Source organism: Stenotrophomonas sp. WZN-1 (assembly GCF_002192255.1).
GTDB lineage: Bacteria > Pseudomonadota > Gammaproteobacteria > Xanthomonadales > Xanthomonadaceae > Stenotrophomonas.
The window spans coordinates 3,517,878-3,534,988 of record NZ_CP021768.1 but is presented as its reverse complement, the minus strand read 5'-3'; the positions used below and the strand labels follow the sequence as shown (position 1 = coordinate 3,534,988).

The following is a 17,111-nucleotide window of genomic DNA, read 5'->3' as shown; positions in this document are numbered from 1 at the left end:
GCAAACGCCCGATCCGCTCCCTGATGGCGGCCGCGATCGCGCTGGCCGCGCTTCCGGCCATGGCAGGCGAATCCCCGTATTCCAAGGCCGTGTTCTTCGGTGACAGCCTCACCGATGCCGGCTATTTCCGCCCGCTGCTGCCGCCCGGCGTGCAGCCGGTCACCGGCCAGTTCACCACCAACCCGGGCTGGGTGTGGTCGCAGCAGGTCGCCAACTACTACGGCGTCAACGGCACGCCCAATGGCAATGGCCAGAACGGTGACAACTACGCCGTTGGCGGCGCCCGTGTATCGGTCGACGAAGCCGGTGGCCTGGGAGCCATTCCGTCGCTGAAGTCGCAGGCGACCCGTTACCTTGCCGCAAATGGTGGCAAGGCTGACGCCAATGCCCTGTACACCGTCTGGGGCGGTGCCAATGATCTGTTCGCGGCCACGCGCGCAGCGGCCGGTGGTGCATCGCAGGCGCAGGTGCAGGGCATCATCGGCGCCGCGGTCACCGACCAGATCGCGCTGGTGGGCGCGTTGAAGCAGGCCGGTGCCCAGTACGTGCTGGTGCCGAATCTGCCGGACGTGGGCATCACTCCGCAGTTCCGCGGCCCCAACGCCGCCGCCGCCACCGCACTGTCGGCCGGTTACAACAAGGCCCTGTACGGTGGCCTGAAGCAGGCGGGCATCGAGTTCATTCCGCTCGACACCTTCAGCATCCTGCGTGAAGTGACCGCCAATCCGGCCATGTATGGCTTCACCAATGTCACCAGCACCGCCTGCAAGATTGATCCGGCCAACTCGACGCAGAGCATCCTGACCTGCAATCCGACCAGCTACGTCAGCCCGGATGCGGCCAACACCTACCTGTTCGCCGATGGCGTGCACCCGACCACCGCCGGTCATCAGCTGCTGGGCCAGTACGCGGTCTCGGTGCTGGAAGGCCCGCGCCTGCAGCAGGTGCTGAGCCACTCGGCACAGACCATCGGCCGTTCGCGTGCGGACCAGGTCAGCATGCACCTGGGCGGTCGTCCGGCTGACGGCCTGTCCTGGTGGGGTGGCGTGCGGGGTGACCTGCAGCGCTACGACCACGCCGATCTGTACGACGGCCTGGCCCCGGCCGGCCTGTTCGGTATCGACTGGGCGCGCGACGGCATGGTGTTCGGCGGCTTCGCCGGCTTCGGCCGCCTCAATGCCGACTTCGGCAACAGCCGCGGCGACTTCACCCAGAAGGACACCACCGCCGGTCTGTTCGCCGGCTGGTACGGCGACCGCATCTGGGTCAACGGCCAGGTCAGCTACACCTGGCTGTCCTATGACGTGAACCGCAAGGTCCAGCTGGGCCCGGCCACCCGCGAACACGGCGGTTCGCCGGACGGCAGCAACCTGACCGCCGCCCTGAACGCCGGTTACGAGTTCGGCACCGAAGGCGGCTTCCGCCACGGCCCGATCGCCTCGGTGATCTGGCAGAAGGTGAAGATCGACGGCTACACCGAAAGCGCTGCGGCCGGCACCCTGGCCACCGCGCTGGGCTACGACCGCCAGAACGTCGATTCGACCGTCGGCCGCATCGGCTGGCAGGCCCGCTTCGATGGCGGCACCGTCAAGCCGTACGCGCAGGTGACCTACGATCACGAGTTCGAGGACACCAAGCAGGCCAGCGCCTGGCTGCAGACCCTGCCGGAACTGGGCAACTACCGCGTGCCGGGCCTGAACTTCGACAAGAACTACGCCACCGTCGTGCTGGGTGCCCGTACCGAACTGTTCGGCCTGCAGAGCAACTTCGGCCTGAGCGCATCGACCGGCCAGAAGCGCGCGCAGGACGCCACCCTGTTCGCCAACTTCAGCGGCACGTTCTAAGCAGCAACCGCCGGGGTCGGATCCCTTTCCGCAAGGAAAGGGCTCTGACCCCTCGCGGCATGGTGCCATTGCGCAACACCGGCCGCTCCGCATAGACTTTCACCCGCAATGCGGGCGTAGCTCAATGGTAGAGCTGTAGCTTCCCAAGCTACTGACGTGGGTTCGATTCCCATCGCCCGCTCCATGTCTCCGGGGTATTCACCCCCAAGCAGACGCGGCGCACTCGCTGAACCGCGCCGAAGTCCAGCGTGTGGCGGCAACGCCCTGATTTCTCTCTTCAATGCGTTGGACTGTGGCTTCTCCGAACCACGGCCGAGTGACTTGTTTACAAGGCGCATTGCAATCGCGTTTGAATCGTCGACGCGGGCTCTTGCAACTTCCGCTGTCTGCCGCGCCCGTCGTGCCGCAGGGTTCAGTTGATGCTGGGTTTGGGGATGCTAAAAGATCGTTAACCCCTGCCTCCTCGTCCGCTGCCCGGAGCGTGAATGATCGCCACACTCGTGCCCATCAGGCGTTGCTTTGATTTTTCAGGGCGATCCAACCGGAAGGAGTTCTGGTCGTACTCTCTGTTTGCTGCGCTTGCGGTGGCAGTGGGCTACACCTTGATGGACAGCGGATACTGGCTGACAGGCACCGTGCTGCTCGATTGGGAGGCCTTCGGGCCGTTCCGGACACTGGGAAGCGTGATGACGGTTTGCGCGGTCATCGTCCTTCTTCCGCCGATGCTGGCCCTGGCCGTTCGACGACTGCACGACATCGACGAGTCTGGCTGGTACGTTGTGATCGCCTTCATCCCGCTGGGTGTATTCGTCCTCTTCCCTCTCATGCTCCTGCCGGGCAACGAGGAAGAGAATCGATTCGGCGATGTTTCCGGCCTGCCGGGTGCGTGACTCAGCGCCGGGCGAAGTCCACCAGGTCGGAAGGGTAGTGCGGGCAGGTGCGCAGTGTGGCGTCGTCACCGCCATACAGCACCACCAGCGCTGCCACCTCAAGCGCCCAGTATCCCCATGCATTCGGTCCAGTCAGGCGTCGGGTCCGCTTCTGGGCCTTTGGCGCCAGCAGGAAGAAGTCGCGGTACTGCACCTGCAGGTAGCCGGCCAGCAGCGAAGGGTCGAACGCTTCATCGTCGCGCAGCGGTGCGAACAGCTCGGCGAACGGTCGCGGATGAAAGACCTCATCACTGGCTTCCACCAGGCCCAGCGCCGGCGCGGTGAGGTAGTCCAGCACGCGGTCGGTGTCGAAGCAGAGCACCTTCTCCACCAGCGCCGGCAGGCGCTCCTGCGCATCCAGCAGCACGCCCAGTGATAACAGTTGCAGCGCGTACTCGTAGTGCTGCGTTGTGCGCGATTGCAACGGCGCAGCCAGCGCGATGTCGTGGCCTTGCTGTTGCAGGCTGCCCCGGGCAATGGCCAGCAAACGCGCATGCTCGAGCCAGAGATCTGCTACGTCGGCATGCATCTGCTGCAATGCGGCGGGGGCGAAGCCCCGGTCGATGCCTTTCAGCAGCAGGTTGCTGCCGGTCTGTGCGGCCGTTTCCCAGCCGTAGGCATGCTCCAGGGCCGCATGCCCCTGCAGCGGTTCCTCCGCAGATTCACCGCCATTGCGCGCATGGCGTGCAAGCAAGGCCATGCCTGCGTTCCAGTCCGCCTGCCAATCAGGCAGCCGAAGCGTGCGGCGCGGTAGGCCCGGGGCCTTGGCCAGTGCTCTCCATCGCGGCAAGATTTCCTGCAGCCGATTCCGGCGCTTCACGGCAGTCATCGATTCCATCATCAGGGAGAGTCTAGCGGCATTGCCGGTTCAAGCCCCATTGCCTGGCACAGCGTTGAAGGTTTGAATGGTGCGCAGTCGCCGCCACCAAGACCGCATGACCGTTGATCGAATCGCCCTCCGCCGTTTCACCCAGTGGCTGCCATTCCTGATATGGGTCGCCATCTGCGTGGCGTGGTGGTCGCCTTGGGGTGTGGTCGTTGGCCTGGCCGCATGCCTTGCCCTGGGCGGCGTGCTGCAGCGCTTGGATCTGGTCGGCGATGCCGTAGGTGGCGCACTGCTGCGCTCACGGGCGAAGCTGCCCTTCGCCGTCCGGCCGCCCACGCATGATGTCCTGTTGGATTGGGGCGAGCTGGGCATGGGTGGGCCAGCCTACGGCACCGTGATGCTGCGCGATGGCGCCATTGTCGAGGGTGTATCCACCGCAGGCAGCCACGATGCCAGCGGCGAGTGGCAGGCGCTGGCGGGCAGCGCGCTGCGTGTGGCCAGTGGCTACAGCGATCGCAGCGAAGCGGTGATCGTCTACGACGAAGCGGACAAGAGGGTGATCCACCTGCTGGCGATTGTTCCCAGTCTGTTCTGGCAGGAACTGCACGAGCGCCGGCAGCTTGGCGGGGATGCCGAAGCCGCGATGTGGTTGAGGGATCTTCCCGGTCGATCAACCACGCTGCGCCCCTGCCGGGGTCTATGGCTGGAACAGGAGCACCCGGCGCTGGCCGCCGGGTTGCCGCAGGTAGTGCGGCATGTCCTGCCTGATGCCCGGGTGCTGCAGGCCATCCCGCTGCTTCCCGACGACCTGCGCCTGACCGCGCATCCGACTCTCTTTACACGCATCTGTCCGTACGCCCTCTGTCTTGATGGCGAGCGCAGTGACCGTCACGCCTGCGATCTGGAAACGGTCATCGCCAGCCCGTCCGGACGATGCGTGGTAGTAGCGGGCAGCGTGCTTGATGGAGATCTGCGTCCCATCGAGGGCGTATGGCTCGTGCACTGGCAGGGGCATTGGCAGGCCATTGGCCGCCGTGCGATGGGCGGCAGCGGCAAGGCCCGGAGTGGGGCCTGGATCGATGTGATCGAGGTCGGCGATGACGGAACGCTTCGCTGCGGAGCCTATGAGGAACGCTGGACGTTCGAGGCGATCACACGCATCCCCACGCCCCACACGGCGTTGGCACTGCCTGTGGAATGGCGGGAAACCGCACTGGCCGTGCGTGTCCGCGATGGATGCTTCTCGCTGCGCCTTCCCCGCGCGGATCAGCGGCACGTATCCCCTGGATGAGTCATGGGGACGTCTCCGGCGATGGCCTTCCCACCGCCGGAGACGGGCAAGTGGAAGGCATCATGACGCTCACGTTGCACACCAGGATGCATGCCGGGAAAGTGCTGGAAGCGCTGAAGAGTGGGCTGCGGGCAGTACCGAACGCGGATGACCGGATTTCCGCATGGCTCATGCGCCTGCCGCCTGCACCCGCTGCGCATACTCCTCGGTAAACAGCCCTGACAACGCCCGGCGCTGCTCCGCATCGATGGCGCGCGAGGCGTTGGTTGTGTAGTCGAAATGCACCATCACGCAGCGCCCGCTGGCCACCAGGGCCTCGAACTGGAACGCCTGCTGCACGATCGACAGCGAGGAGCGGCCAATGTTCTCGATGCGGGTCTCGATGCGCACTTCGTGTCCCGGTTGTATCTGCTGCAGGAAGTCGATCTCGTAGCGGCGCAGGATCAGCGTCAGGTCGCGCATGCTGGCCTCGCGGCTGAAATGCCGGAAGATCTCCTGGCGACCTTCCTCGAACCAGACGGGAAGGGCGGTGTTGGTGACGTGGCCGAGTACATCCACTTCGGAGAAGCGCGGAAGGATCGTCAGTGGCATGAAGTCTCCGGGGCATAGCGGGTGGAGTCCCCGGCGACGGTGCTGCCATCGCCGGAGATGGCACAGCGCTACCGGCCGTCAGTCCGAGTAGAAGCCGTTGCCGAGCGTGCCGGGCAGGCCGGGTTCCGGCCACGGCATCAGTGACGTGCAGGCGTCATACAGCGTGCAGAAGTCCTGCCGCAGTTGCGCAGGTACCCAGCTGCCGTAGGAGACGTCGGTCGAGTCACCCTGGCAGGCGTAGGACACATCGATCCAGCGGGTATTGGCGTGTGAGGCAATGCCCTGGTGCTGGGTCTTGCCCGTGCAGTAGCGCAGGCCCTGGCCGATCAGGGTGCTGTTGGCATCGAAGTAGAGCCGGGAGACTGCGTGGGTCGGCGCGGCCTGCACTCCAGCGGCGCTTCCCACCAGGCCAAACAGCAACAACAGCGGAATTCCCATTCGCATCTGTGGTTCTCCTTGGGTTGTGTAAGCCGGCCGTGTCCTGTCCTGCAGCCGGCGACAGGCATCTTCGCACAGCCCCGGCAGGCACGCAGATGCGCCTGCCGGCAGGGCATCATCCACCCGCCACACGCCCGCGCTATGCTGCGCGCCTGCCGACCGATCCCACTGCGATGAAGCTCGCCATCCTGTCCCGCAACAGCTCTCTGTATTCCACCCGTCGGCTGGTCGAGGCGGCGCGCGCGCGCGGCCACACCGTGCGCATCCTGGACCCGTTGCGCTGCTACATGCGCATCGCCGCCGATGGCTTTTCCATGCACTACAAGGGCCGGCCAATGACCGGCGTGGACATGGTCATTCCGCGCATCGGTGCCTCGATCACCCGCTACGGCACCGCGGTGCTGCGCCAGTTCGAGCTGATGGGCGCGCGCACGCCCAATCCGTCCGATGCCATCCTGCGTTCGCGCGACAAGCTGCGCGCGCACCAGCTGCTGGCGGCCAAGGGCATCGACATGCCGGTCACCGTGTTCGGCGACAACCCCGACGACACCGTCGATCTGCTGTCCATGCTCGGCCCGCCGCCGCATGTGGTGAAGCTCAATGAAGGCACCCAGGGGCGCGGCGTGATCCTGACCGAGAAGGCCAGTGCCTCGCGCGGCATCGTCGAAGCGCTGCGCGGCCTGTACGCCAACTTCCTGATGCAGGAATTCATCGGCGAGGCCAAGGGCGCGGACCTGCGCTGCTTCGTGGTGGGCGACCAGGTGGTGGCGTCGATGCAGCGGCAGGCACCGGAGGGGGACTTCCGCTCCAACCTGCACGCCGGCGGTACCGCCGTGGCCGCCAAGGCCAGCCGCGCCGAGCAGCAGGTGGCGGTGCGTTCGGCCAAGGCGCTGGGCCTGTCGGTGTGCGGCGTGGACCTGATCCGCTCTGCGCGTGGCCCGCTGGTGCTGGAGGTCAACTCCACGCCGGGCCTGGAGGGCATCGAAGCGGCCTGCGGCGTCGACGTGGCCACACGCATCATCGAGCACGTGGAAAAGTTGAAAAAGCCCTGATCATTCAGTCGGTTATGATTCTCATGGCGAAATGATCCGGCGCTTTAACGAGGCTTTAATCGGCCCCGGCGTAGGCTTCAGCGAACCGCAGCTCTGCCTCTCAGCAGGATCGGTATCGGGATACGACTTCAGGCCCAGGCGGGTGCACCGTCTGGGCCTTTTTTATGCCTGCTCGGCCCTGTGCCCAAGGTCTCTTGTGGACGCCGCGTGACGGTCGTAGAGTTGGCCCTTCGTTCCGGGATGGATCGGGAGGTTGGCGATGTACCGCATCATGACGATCGCGTTGCTGCTGGGCCTGTCTGGCGCTGTTGCCGCCAAGCCGGAGAAGGCCGCTGTACAGATGGACCGGCAGGGGTCGGTCGCCGAGCAGATGCGCCAGGTGGAAACCGCCCTGGCCGCCCCCGACTATGCCGAACTGTCTGCCGACGATCGCAGCCAGGTTCAGCAGTCGCTGTCGCGCATCCGCCAGCACATGGGCGAGCGCCAGACCGTGCAGGAGCTGCCGCCGCAGCTGCAGGCCGAGGTCTTCAACGAGCAGGAACGCATCAACACCCTGTTGGCGCGTGGCCATGAAGACAGCCGCCAGATCTGCAGGTACGAACGCACCACCGGCAGCAACATGCCCAAGAGCCGCTGCCTGACCGTGGCCGAACGGCGCCGGATCGAAGAGAAAGGCAAGGCGCTGATCAACGACCAGCGCAGCTACAACACGCTCAGCCCACCGCCCGCAGGGCGTTGACCGCACTGCCTTTCGGCCCACCGAACGTGCCGTGACGGCGTATCGGTGGCACCGCAGGGTCGATGTTCCACTCATGGAAGAACCTGGAGGTAACGATGCAGCGCATGATCCCCGTCGCCCTGATGCTGGGCCTGGCCCTGGCCACCACCGCCCACGCCAAGCCCGAGAAAGGGCAGGTGAAGTTCGACGCCAACGCCCCGGTGGCCGAACAGATCCGCAACGTTGAAGCGGCGATCAACACCGAGGACTACAGCGAGATCGGGCTGGAAGACAAGAGCCGTGTGCAGCAGGCGCTGGGCCGCATCAAGATCAAGATGGGCGACCACGAGCGTGTGGAGCAGCTGAGTCCGCACGACCGCACCGAGATCTTCAACGACCAGGAAGTGATCAACACGATCATGACCCGCGCCCACGCCGACAGCCGCATGGTCTGCCGCCGCGAGCGCACCACCGGCAGCAACATGCCGCAGAGCGTCTGCCTGACCGTGGCCCAGCGCCGCAAGGCGCAGGAAGACAGCCGCAAGGCGCTCAACGACAACCAGCGCTTCAACAACTACAAGCCCTGATCGCTGCCGGACCGATTGCACGCCGCCACCGGTCACCCTGCCGTGCGTCCCTTGTGGACGCATTGGCGGAACCGTAAAGTCCAGACCCTATTCATGGACGAACATGGAGCTCGTCATGTACCGCAAGACTGCGCTCACCCTGATGCTGTCGTTGGGCCTGGTTGCCACCGTGCAGGCCAAGGCGCAGAAGGACACCGTGCAGATGGATTCCTTCACCCCGGTGTCCGAACAGATCCGCCGCGTTGAAACGGCCATGGGCAGCGAGGATTACAGCGAGATCGGGCTGGAGGACAAGAGCCGCGTGCAGCAGGCACTGAACAGGATCCGGATCAAGATGAATGGCCGCGAGAAGGTGGATGAGCTCGCACCGCAGGAGCGCAACGACCTGTTCAACGAGCAGGAGATCGTCAACACCATCATGACCCGCGCCCAGGCCGACAGCCGCATGATCTGCCGCCGCGAGCGCCTTACCGGCAGCAACTTGCCGACCAGCGTCTGCCTGACCGTGGCCCAGCGTCGCAAGGCCCAGGAAGACAGTCGCCGGGCGCTGACCGACCAGCAGCGCATCAGCCGCTGACCGCTCGCCCCGGGGCTTCTGCCGGTGTCGCCCCTTCGGTACGAAATGTTAAGAATGGAACCTGTATCGTTCAGCAGGTAGACGTCGCGTCCACCCGCACAGGGGCATCCTGAGCAGGTGGGCCTGGCCCCCCGACGACCCTTCAAGAACCAGAGGTCCCAGTGCGCATTCTCGTAATCGAAGACAACAGCGACATCGCCGCCAACCTTGGCGACTACCTTGAGGATCGTGGCCACACCGTGGACTTCGCCGCCGACGGCGTGACCGGCCTGCACCTGGCCGTGGTCCACGAGTTCGACGCCATCGTGCTGGACCTGAACCTGCCGGGCATGGATGGCATCGAAGTGTGCCGCAAGCTGCGCAACGAAGCGCGCAAGCAGACGCCGGTGTTGATGCTGACCGCCCGCGACTCGCTGGACAACAAGCTGGCCGGTTTCGATTCCGGCGCCGATGACTACCTGATCAAGCCGTTCGCGCTGCAGGAAGTGGAAGTGCGCTTGAACGCACTGTCGCGCCGCGGCAAGGGCGTGCAGACCCGCGTGCTGGAAACCGGCGACCTGGAATACAACCTGGACACGCTGGAAGTGCGCCGCCAGGGCAAGCTGCTGCAGCTCAACCCGACCGCGCTGAAGATCCTGCAGGCCCTGATGGAGGCCGCGCCGGCCGTGGTGACCCGCCAGGAGCTGGAAACCCGCGTCTGGGGCGAAGAACTGCCCGACTCGGATTCGCTGCGTGTCCACATCCACGGCCTGCGTGCGGTGGTCGACAAGCCGTTTGAAGTACCGCTGATCCAGACCCGCCATGGCATCGGATACCGCATCGCCACCCCGGAAGCCTGATTCCGTGGCAACCAAGGGGGAGCGCCGGCGTTCGCCGTATCGGCGGCGCCTGCGCAGCCGCATCATCGTCTCGTTCGTGTTGTTGGGCTTCTGCCTGACGACCCTGTTTGCGTTCGCCACCAACTGGGCCCGCATGCGCGTGGAAAACCAGCTGGTGGAAGACGTGATGAACCGCAACATCAACGAGTATGTGCGGCGGTTCTACGAGAGCCCGGATCGCAACCCCGACCTGCCCGTGCAGCAGATGCGCGCGCGCCTGATCAAGCCTGACAAGTTTGATGCGCTGCGCGAGGAAGAGCCGGACTGGTACGAGTTCAAGGATGGCCTGTACAACATGGGCGGCGTGGACGAGCGTGGTCAGCGCTATTCCTACAAGCTGGCCGTGCGCAAGACGCCCGACGCCTGGGCGTTCCTGGCCTACGACATGACCGACAGCGTGCGCGGTGGGCAGCAGCTCAACCGCGCACTGGTGCTGTCGGTGCTGGTGTTCAGCCTGTTGTCGCTGGTGCTGGGCTGGTGGTCGGCATCAAAGGTGATGAAGCCGGTCTCGGACCTGGCCGCGCGGTTGCGTGCCTATCGCGGCGGCACCAGTGATCCCGAGCCGCTGGCACCGCGTTTCCCCGATGACGAAGTGGGGCAGCTGGCACAGGCGCTGGATGATTATTCGTCGCGGCTGACCGAAGTGGTGCAGCGCGACCGTGAGTTCAATGCCGACGTCAGCCACGAGCTGCGCACGCCGCTGGCGGTGATCCGTGGCGCCACCGAGCTGCTGCTGACCCGGCCCGGCCTGGATGAGAAGGTGCTGCAGCGCCTGCAGCGCATCCAGCGTGCCGAACAGCAGTGCAGCGACCTGATCGGCGCGCTGCTGCTGCTGTCGCGCAACGAGCGCGGGCAGGGCACCAGCAATGTTGCCCGCGTGGCCGAACAGCTGCTGGACGCGCACCGCGCCCAGTTGGGTGGCAAGCCGCTGGAGCTGGCGCTGGAAGGCGAGCGCAACCTGGTGATCGATGCGCCCGAGGCGGCGTTGTCGGTGGCGTTGGGCAACCTGATCGGCAACGCGGTGAAGTACTCGCAGGATGGGGAAGTGCGCGTCTTTGTCGGCAGCAATTCGGTGTCGGTGACTGACAGTGGCCCGGGCCTGAGCGAAGAAGACGCCGCCAAGCTGTTCCAGCGTGGCTATCGCGGTACGCATGCTGGCCATTCGCAGGGCGGTGGCATCGGCCTGTCGATCGTCAGCCGCCTGTGTGATCTGTACGGCTGGCAGGTGAGCGTGCGCCCCGGTGGCGAGCGCGGCGTGATCGCCACCCTGACGTTCTCGCCGAAGCCGTTGTAAGAGCCCCTGCTTTGGTGGGTGCCGACCTTGGTCGGCACAAATCCTGCCGACCTCGCATCGCGCCCTGTGTCGCTTGTGCCACCGTATCCCCCTCGCAGGAATGATCGGCCAGAAGCCCAACACGACATCACCGTGATCGCCGCCACGCCGCGCGCGTGTCCGCATGCACGCATTCGTGCACCCAACTGTGGCTTGAGAATTTCCTTACAGATCACGGTGCTGCGGGATGGCCAGATGGAGCGGCTGGGGCAGGTGCCCTGGCCGGGATTGGCGTCCTGAAAAAATCCTTCGACTCAAGCGCTCCGGGTGTGCTGCGGCTCATCATGGAAAATGCATCGCCTGCCTCTTTCGGCGGACGGTGCGTGGGGATTCATCAGAATCCGCTGGAGTTTTTTCCTCGCGCTTGAGTTGTTGGGCCTCCGGTACGCCAACCCGCACCGTCCGCCACCTTGCATCCGCAGGTGGCCTGCCGACTGCGAGGAGCCACACCATGTCCGCACGCCCACTGTTCCCTCAACTTCACGCCCTGATCGGCGAAGCCGCCGACCTGCTGCCAGCCGACGTCGCCGAGCGCATCGAAACCCTGCTCGATGATCCCAAGGATCTGCTGCCTGCGCTGCTGGCCCGCATGGACGGCCGCGATGCCGCCGACGGCCGGCGGCTGGAAGCTGCGGGCCTCAGCCCGGCACAGGCGGCCACCATGGCCGGCCTCAGCCGCACCCTGGCCGGCTTGAATGCACTCATGCAGGTGCTGCACGCCGCCGAAGCCGCCCGCGAGCAGGGCGGTGCCCATCAGCAGCTCAGCCCGGATGTCGTCGACGGCCTGCTGCTCGGCGCACGAGAACTGGCCCGCTATGCCCGCCTGCAGCTGGAGTAGGTTCACGCCATGCGTGGATGCGCTTCGGTAGCGCGTGGATTGGCTTCGGTAGTGCCGGCCGCTGGCCGGCAACCAAACCGTCCAGTAGATCCACGCCATGCGTGGATTCGCTCCGGTAGTGCCGGCCGCTGGCCGGCAATCGAGCCGTCCAGTAGATCCACGCCATGCGTGGATTTGCTTTGGTAGTGCCGGCCGCTGGCCGGTAGCTAGGCCTCAGCCCCCAGCCAACCCCAGATGCCGCTCATGCAGCGCTTCCACCTGCGCCTGCAGGTCCTCGGGCTGGCCATCGTTTGTGGCGCAGGTTCATGCGCGCGGCTGCTCTTGTGCGAGCGCCTACTGTATAAATCCGTATCCGCCACTTCTCTCAAGGCCCGAGGTCGAGTCTGCCGATATCATTGAGGTAGTGCGCGACACGTTAATCAATTGGAAGGGGCGCAGGTAAGTGGTGTTCCTACGGATATTTGGCTTTCTTGTGGGTCTATTGATGGTCGTCTATGGCGTTGCAGTCATGGACGATGCATTGATTGGAACGGGGCCTTGCCGGGCGAACTGCGGTCTGTACAGCGCCCTAATCCGTTTGTTCGGGCAGTCGGCCTATAACAAGCTGATGGGCCTTTCCTGGATTGTCGCGGGAGTGATATTCATTTTTGTTTCCGTCGTGGTTTGGCGCGGAAAAGGATCCGCGGGAAGGCGTAGGCGGAACAAGGGACGTCGGCGTCGATAGAGATGAGTGGATGAAATATCTCAGGAGGTCCAAGTCATGCGTGAAAGCGCTTCTGCGCATTGCAAGCGGCTCGGTCCCCAGCGAACCTACGAATGCATCATTCTGGTATTCGTATAATTCGCTGCTCTATTCGTGGAAGTTGCCAATTGTCGGTGGAAGTGATGCATCCTGAGATTGAAGTGAAATTGACGGCTTCGGCAGCTGGCTGTGCGAGCTATGACTTGATGGCGCAGCTTTCGCGCGAAGTGAATGAGGTGGATGCTGCGGATGTACTGATCAGGAACGTCATTGATTGTCGCGGAGCGGCAAGCCTCGCCGAGCCGACTCATCAGGCTCTTGAGGTCGATGTGCGAGTTCGGATTGGCGAGGGGGGGGCGAGGGCGTGTCTAAACCTCTCTTCCGTAACCGTTGAAAAGATGGCGTCTATATTCGCTTCATTGAATTTCGATCCCGAGTTGGCTGGAGACGGTGGCGCAGATGGATTGGAATTGGAGGAGGAAAGTGCTCCATCTACGCGACCTGAGCTGGTTGTCGTTCTCGTTGGTGACTCTCCTGTAAGTGGTGAAGAAGTCATCCTTTCCAGAGTCGAGCGCCAGCAATACAGAACTGGCGACATCCAGGGAGGAGTTCATGAAGCGTTGCAGCGCGGCCTCGAGAAGGTGGAGGGAAAGGCAAAGCTGTGGGCGCTGCAGGTGGGAATACGCCTGTCGAGTCAGCGCGGGGTGTGGCCGGGTTTTAATCTCTCTTGTGACGTGATCAGACTGATGGCGTCTGGTGGGGTCTCATTGGATTTCGATCCGTATGTCTAGCGTGGTCCTGTTGGTGGCCGACAATTGGAAATCCGAATCGACCGCCCCGTATGGTGCTATCCGAAGGCATGCTTGAGCTCGAAGCGCGCTCTGATCTCGTCGGCGCTCATGGACTTGCCTGAGTGCCTCCTATGAACTACCCGGATGGGGAAAAGGTGCTGCGTGGCGACACCGTTGATCTTGGTGGCGGAGCGCGCGGGATCGTGGTTGCCGTGATCGATGATGATTCTTATGCAGTTGGCTTTTCCGCGGAAGAATGGCAGCACCTCGGACGAGGTGCGTTGTTGCGAGCGCCTGGATTCGGTCTACTGCATTGTCTAGATACAGATCAAGACTTCACTTTGATCGAGCGGGGTCGATCAGGAAGTTCTGAGTCGTAGAGCTGAGGTGCTTGAGTAATCCGCCAAAGGGTTGGAGTTCTTTGCGCCCGTTGCAGAGTCTATGACGCCCACGCAGGAAGACAGATGCTTGCCGTGCGTATTTTCGGATGTCTCGTGGGTGTGCTGATGGTCGTCTATGGCGCGGCGGTCATGGACGATGCATTGATTGGAACGGGGCCTTGCCGAGCGAACTGCAGCCTGTACAGCGCCTTGATTCGTCTGTTCGGGCAGTCGGCCTATAACAAACTGATGGGCTTTTCCTGGGCTGTCGCGGGAGTGATGTTCATTTTTGTTTCCGTTGTGGTTTGGCACGGAAAAGGATCGGCGGATAGGCGTAGGCGGAAAAGGCAACGTCGACGTTGATCGAGATGAGGGGGTGGCAATGTCTCAGTGGATCCAAGCCATGCGCGAATGCATTCCCGCGCAACACTAGGACTCAATCCCCAGCCAACCCCAGATACCGCTCATGCAGCGCTTCCACCTGCGCCTGCAGATCTTCCGGGTGACCATCGTTGACCACCACATCATCAGCCAGTGCCAACCGCTGCGTGCGGCTGGCCTGGGCGGCGATCATCTTGTCGGCCAGCGCGGCGTCGATGCCGTCGCGCTGCATCAGCCGGGCGTGCTGCACGGCTTCGGGCGCATCCACCAGCAGTACCCGGTCCAACCACGGGTAGGCCTGCCGCCCACCGACCTCGGTCAGCAGCGGAATGGCGGCAATCGCATAGGGGCTGGTGGCCTGCTCGCACTGCTGTTGCATCAGCAGGCGGATGGCCGGGTGGGTGATCGCTTCCAATGCCGTCCGTTCGGCCGGATCGGCGAACACGTGGGCCCGCAGGCGCGTCCGGTCCAGGCTGCCGTCCGCCTGCAGCATGTCGGTGCCGAAGCGCTCGGCAATGCGGCCCAGGGCGGGGCTGCCGGCAGCGACCACCGCGCGGGCTGCCAGATCGGCGTCGGCCACCACGATGCCCAGCGCCTCGAAGCGCCGGGTCACCTCGCTCTTGCCGGCGGCAATGCCGCCGGTCAGGCCAACCACATACCGGCTCATGGGGATTCCCCTCAGCGCAGTCCGCTCAACACCAGGTACTGCTCCACCACGGGAGCGCCCCACATGAAGTACAGCCAGCCCGCGATGGCCAGGTAGGGGCCGAACGGGATCGGCGTGGCGCGGTCACGGCCCCGGGTGTACAGCCAGATCGAGCCGATGATGGCGCCCAGCACCGACGACAGCAGGATGATCGGCAGGATGCCCTTCAGCCCGCACCAGGCACCGAGGGCGGCCAGCAGCTTGAAATCGCCGTGGCCCATGCCTTCCTTGCCGGTCAGCTGCTTGAACAGCCACCAGACCATCCACAGCGACAGGTAGCCCACCGCCGCGCCGACCAATGCCGGCTTGGCGGGCATGTACAGGTTGTCGATGTTGCCTATCAGGCCCAGCCACATCAGTGGCAGGGTCAACTGGTCGGGCAGCAGCTGGGTGCGCAGGTCGATGCCGGACAGGGCGATCAGGAAGCAGGTCAGCACGATGGCACCGAAGCCCTGCCAGCCGAAGCCGAACTGCCAGACGCAGGCCAGTACCAGCACCGAGGTCAGGGCCTCGACCAGCGGGTACTGCAGCGAGATCGGCGCCTTGCAGTGGCGGCACTTGCCGCCCTGGATGATCCAGCTGAACAGCGGGATGTTCTCGTACCAGCTCAGCTTGTGCTTGCAGTGCGGGCAGTGCGAGGGCTCGACCACGATCCCCGGTGGCGGGGGCTCGTAGAAGTCCGGTTCCTCCAGGACCTCGCGCGCATCGCGCTTCCACTGCCACTCCAGCCGCTTGGGCAGGCGCAGGATGACGACGTTGAGGAAACTGCCCAGCAGCAGCCCCAGGGCGGCCGCGGCGGGGTAGCCGAGGCCGGGATGCTGGTCGAGAAATGCCATGTAGTGATTATCCGACGACGGAAGCGAGCTTGAAGATCGGCAGGTACATGCCGATGACCATGCCGCCGACGATGGTACCAATGATCACCATGATGATCGGTTCCAGCAGGCTGCTGAGGGCGTCAACGGCATTGTTGACCTCCTGCTCATAGTACTCGGCCACCTTGAACAGCATGGCGTCCAGGGCACCGGCCTCTTCACCGATGCCGGTCATCTGGATGACCATGTGCGGGAACAGGGCGGTCTGCTTCATGGCCATGTTGACTGGGTAACCGACCGACACGTCATCGCGCATGCGCAATACGGCATGTTCGTAAACCGTATTGCCGGTGGCGCCGGCCACGATCCCCAAAGCCTCCACCAAAGGCACGCCGGCCTTGAAGGTGACGGCGGTGGTACGGGCAAAGCGGGCGATGGAGCTGTTGTGCATGATCTGCCCGATGACAGGCACCTTGAGCACCAGTCGGTCCATGCTGTGCTGCATCTTGGGCGAGCGTTTGTAGGCCGCGATGAAGCCGACGATCGATCCGATGATGACCAGCAGGATCAGCCACCACCACGAGACCATGAAGCGGGACAGATTCACGATCATCTGGGTGAAAGCGGGTAGGTCCGCGCCGAAGCCTTTGAATACGTCCTCGAACTGCGGCACCACCCAGACCAGCAGGATTCCGCTGACCAACAGGGCAACCGCCAGTACCATGGCGGGATAGAACATCGCCTTCTTGATCTTGCCCTTCAGCGCTTCAATGTTCTCTTTGTAGTTGGCGACGGTGTCCAGCACCGTCTCCAGAACACCTGCGCCTTCGCCGGCCTTGACCAGATTGCGGTAGAGCTCGTCGAATTGAACCGGATGCTTGCTGACCGCTTCGTAGAGCGATGATCCGCCTTCGATATCAGTGCGCAGGCCATCCACCATCTTCTTCATGCGCGGGTTCTTGTGCCCGCTGGCGATGATTTCCAGCGAACTGACGATAGGCACACCGGACTTCATCATGGTGGCCATCTGCCGGCTGAAGAACGCGATGTCCTTCGGCGAGATTCGGCTCCCGGAGCCGCCGAACAACGGCTTGGGCTTGAGTTTGACCGTGCCTGGCGTAATGCCTTGGCGGCGCAACTCAGCCCGCAGCAGGTTCGCATTTTTCGCGGCCTGCTCGCCTTTCATCTTCACACCCCGCTTGTCGGTCCCCACCCAGACAAACGGCTGCAAGTCCGTGGTGTTGCGAGCCACGGGCTCCTTCTTGATCGCACTGCGACTGACAGACATATCGGCTCCCCAAGACCCGCCATCCCCAGGCGGGCGTCTAGCCGTTGATGGTAGCGGGTTCACGCCCGTCTGGGCAGTTGTTGGAGGCGCCATCATGCGAATTCGT

General features: G+C 64.1%; 18 protein-coding genes and 1 tRNA gene. 13 read left to right on the top strand and 6 right to left on the bottom strand.

Features of this window, described 5'->3' with window-relative positions:
* The first annotated feature begins 23 nt into the window (after positions 1-23).
* The 3 genes from CCR98_RS16590 (at position 24) to CCR98_RS16580 (ending at position 2,734) form a co-directional block, all read left to right on the top strand.
* The gene (locus CCR98_RS16590; protein ID WP_198361096.1) at positions 24-1,844 is read left to right on the top strand and encodes an autotransporter domain-containing protein; all 1,821 of its coding nucleotides are present in this window, start codon (positions 24-26) and stop codon (positions 1,842-1,844) included.
* Positions 1,845-1,954: 110 nt separating this feature from the next.
* A tRNA-Gly gene (locus CCR98_RS16585) sits at positions 1,955-2,028 on the top strand.
* A 301-nt stretch (positions 2,029-2,329) separates the two neighbouring features.
* Positions 2,330-2,734 carry a DUF805 domain-containing protein gene (locus tag CCR98_RS16580; RefSeq protein WP_087923461.1) on the top strand — a complete coding sequence of 135 codons (405 nt, stop codon included), beginning with the start codon at positions 2,330-2,332 and terminating at the stop codon, positions 2,732-2,734.
* A 1-nt stretch (position 2,735) separates the two neighbouring features.
* Here the strand turns inward: CCR98_RS16580 and CCR98_RS16575 are convergent, their stop codons facing one another.
* Entirely contained in the window at positions 2,736-3,614 is an 879-nt protein-coding gene (locus CCR98_RS16575; RefSeq protein ID WP_232463042.1) for a PoNe immunity protein domain-containing protein, read from the bottom strand.
* Between the two features lie 241 nt (positions 3,615-3,855).
* Between CCR98_RS16575 and CCR98_RS16570 the strand changes: the two genes are divergently transcribed.
* Positions 3,856-4,890: a hypothetical protein gene (locus CCR98_RS16570; protein ID WP_232463041.1), complete on the top strand. Its 1,035-nt coding sequence runs from the start codon at positions 3,856-3,858 to the stop codon at positions 4,888-4,890.
* A 168-nt stretch (positions 4,891-5,058) separates the two neighbouring features.
* Here CCR98_RS16570 and CCR98_RS16565 read toward each other — a convergent pair whose 3' ends face one another.
* Positions 5,059-5,481, bottom strand: a complete 423-nt coding sequence (locus CCR98_RS16565; protein WP_087923458.1) for a thioesterase family protein — start codon at positions 5,479-5,481, stop codon at positions 5,059-5,061.
* Between the two features lie 78 nt (positions 5,482-5,559).
* Positions 5,560-5,925, bottom strand: a complete 366-nt coding sequence (locus CCR98_RS16560) for a hypothetical protein (protein ID WP_232463040.1) — start codon at positions 5,923-5,925, stop codon at positions 5,560-5,562.
* 167 nt (positions 5,926-6,092) lie between these two features.
* Here CCR98_RS16560 and rimK point away from each other — a divergent pair, with 167 nt between their 5' ends.
* The 9 genes from rimK (at position 6,093) to CCR98_RS21120 (ending at position 14,178) form a co-directional block, all read left to right on the top strand.
* On the top strand, positions 6,093-6,971 hold the full coding sequence (gene rimK / locus CCR98_RS16555; protein WP_005410807.1) for a 30S ribosomal protein S6--L-glutamate ligase: 879 nt from the start codon (positions 6,093-6,095) through the stop codon (positions 6,969-6,971).
* A gap of 259 nt (positions 6,972-7,230) precedes the next feature.
* A complete protein-coding gene (locus tag CCR98_RS16550; RefSeq protein ID WP_087923456.1) occupies positions 7,231-7,710 on the top strand; it encodes a hypothetical protein in 480 nt (159 codons plus the stop codon).
* 95 nt (positions 7,711-7,805) lie between these two features.
* Positions 7,806-8,276: a hypothetical protein gene (locus CCR98_RS16545; protein WP_087923455.1), complete on the top strand. Its 471-nt coding sequence runs from the start codon at positions 7,806-7,808 to the stop codon at positions 8,274-8,276.
* Positions 8,277-8,391: 115 nt separating this feature from the next.
* Positions 8,392-8,853, top strand: coding sequence for a hypothetical protein (locus CCR98_RS16540; RefSeq protein WP_087923454.1), 462 nt, complete (start codon positions 8,392-8,394; stop codon positions 8,851-8,853).
* 161 nt (positions 8,854-9,014) lie between these two features.
* A complete protein-coding gene (locus tag CCR98_RS16535) occupies positions 9,015-9,692 on the top strand; it encodes a response regulator transcription factor (RefSeq protein ID WP_005410804.1) in 678 nt (225 codons plus the stop codon).
* Positions 9,655-11,025: a HAMP domain-containing sensor histidine kinase gene (locus tag CCR98_RS16530; protein ID WP_032957212.1), complete on the top strand. Its 1,371-nt coding sequence runs from the start codon at positions 9,655-9,657 to the stop codon at positions 11,023-11,025. Before CCR98_RS16535 ends, CCR98_RS16530 begins: the two co-directional genes overlap by 38 nt.
* Positions 11,026-11,515: 490 nt before the next feature.
* The gene (locus CCR98_RS16525; RefSeq protein WP_087923453.1) at positions 11,516-11,902 is read left to right on the top strand and encodes a hypothetical protein; all 387 of its coding nucleotides are present in this window, start codon (positions 11,516-11,518) and stop codon (positions 11,900-11,902) included.
* Between the two features lie 885 nt (positions 11,903-12,787).
* Entirely contained in the window at positions 12,788-13,435 is a 648-nt protein-coding gene (locus CCR98_RS21125) for a hypothetical protein (RefSeq protein ID WP_157721542.1), read from the top strand.
* Between the two features lie 464 nt (positions 13,436-13,899).
* Positions 13,900-14,178, top strand: a complete 279-nt coding sequence (locus tag CCR98_RS21120) for a hypothetical protein (protein ID WP_157721541.1) — start codon at positions 13,900-13,902, stop codon at positions 14,176-14,178.
* A gap of 73 nt (positions 14,179-14,251) precedes the next feature.
* On the opposite strand, the gene coaE is transcribed toward CCR98_RS21120, so the two are convergent.
* Genes coaE through CCR98_RS16500 form a run of 3 tightly spaced genes read right to left on the bottom strand, consistent with a single transcriptional unit; the run spans position 14,252 to position 17,005 of the window.
* Positions 14,252-14,863, bottom strand: a complete 612-nt coding sequence (gene coaE / locus CCR98_RS16510) for a dephospho-CoA kinase (RefSeq protein ID WP_087923450.1) — start codon at positions 14,861-14,863, stop codon at positions 14,252-14,254.
* An 11-nt stretch (positions 14,864-14,874) separates the two neighbouring features.
* A complete protein-coding gene (locus tag CCR98_RS16505) occupies positions 14,875-15,738 on the bottom strand; it encodes an A24 family peptidase (protein WP_005418626.1) in 864 nt (287 codons plus the stop codon).
* A gap of 7 nt (positions 15,739-15,745) precedes the next feature.
* Positions 15,746-17,005: a type II secretion system F family protein gene (locus tag CCR98_RS16500; protein ID WP_087923449.1), complete on the bottom strand. Its 1,260-nt coding sequence runs from the start codon at positions 17,003-17,005 to the stop codon at positions 15,746-15,748.
* Positions 17,006-17,111 lie beyond the last annotated feature (106 nt).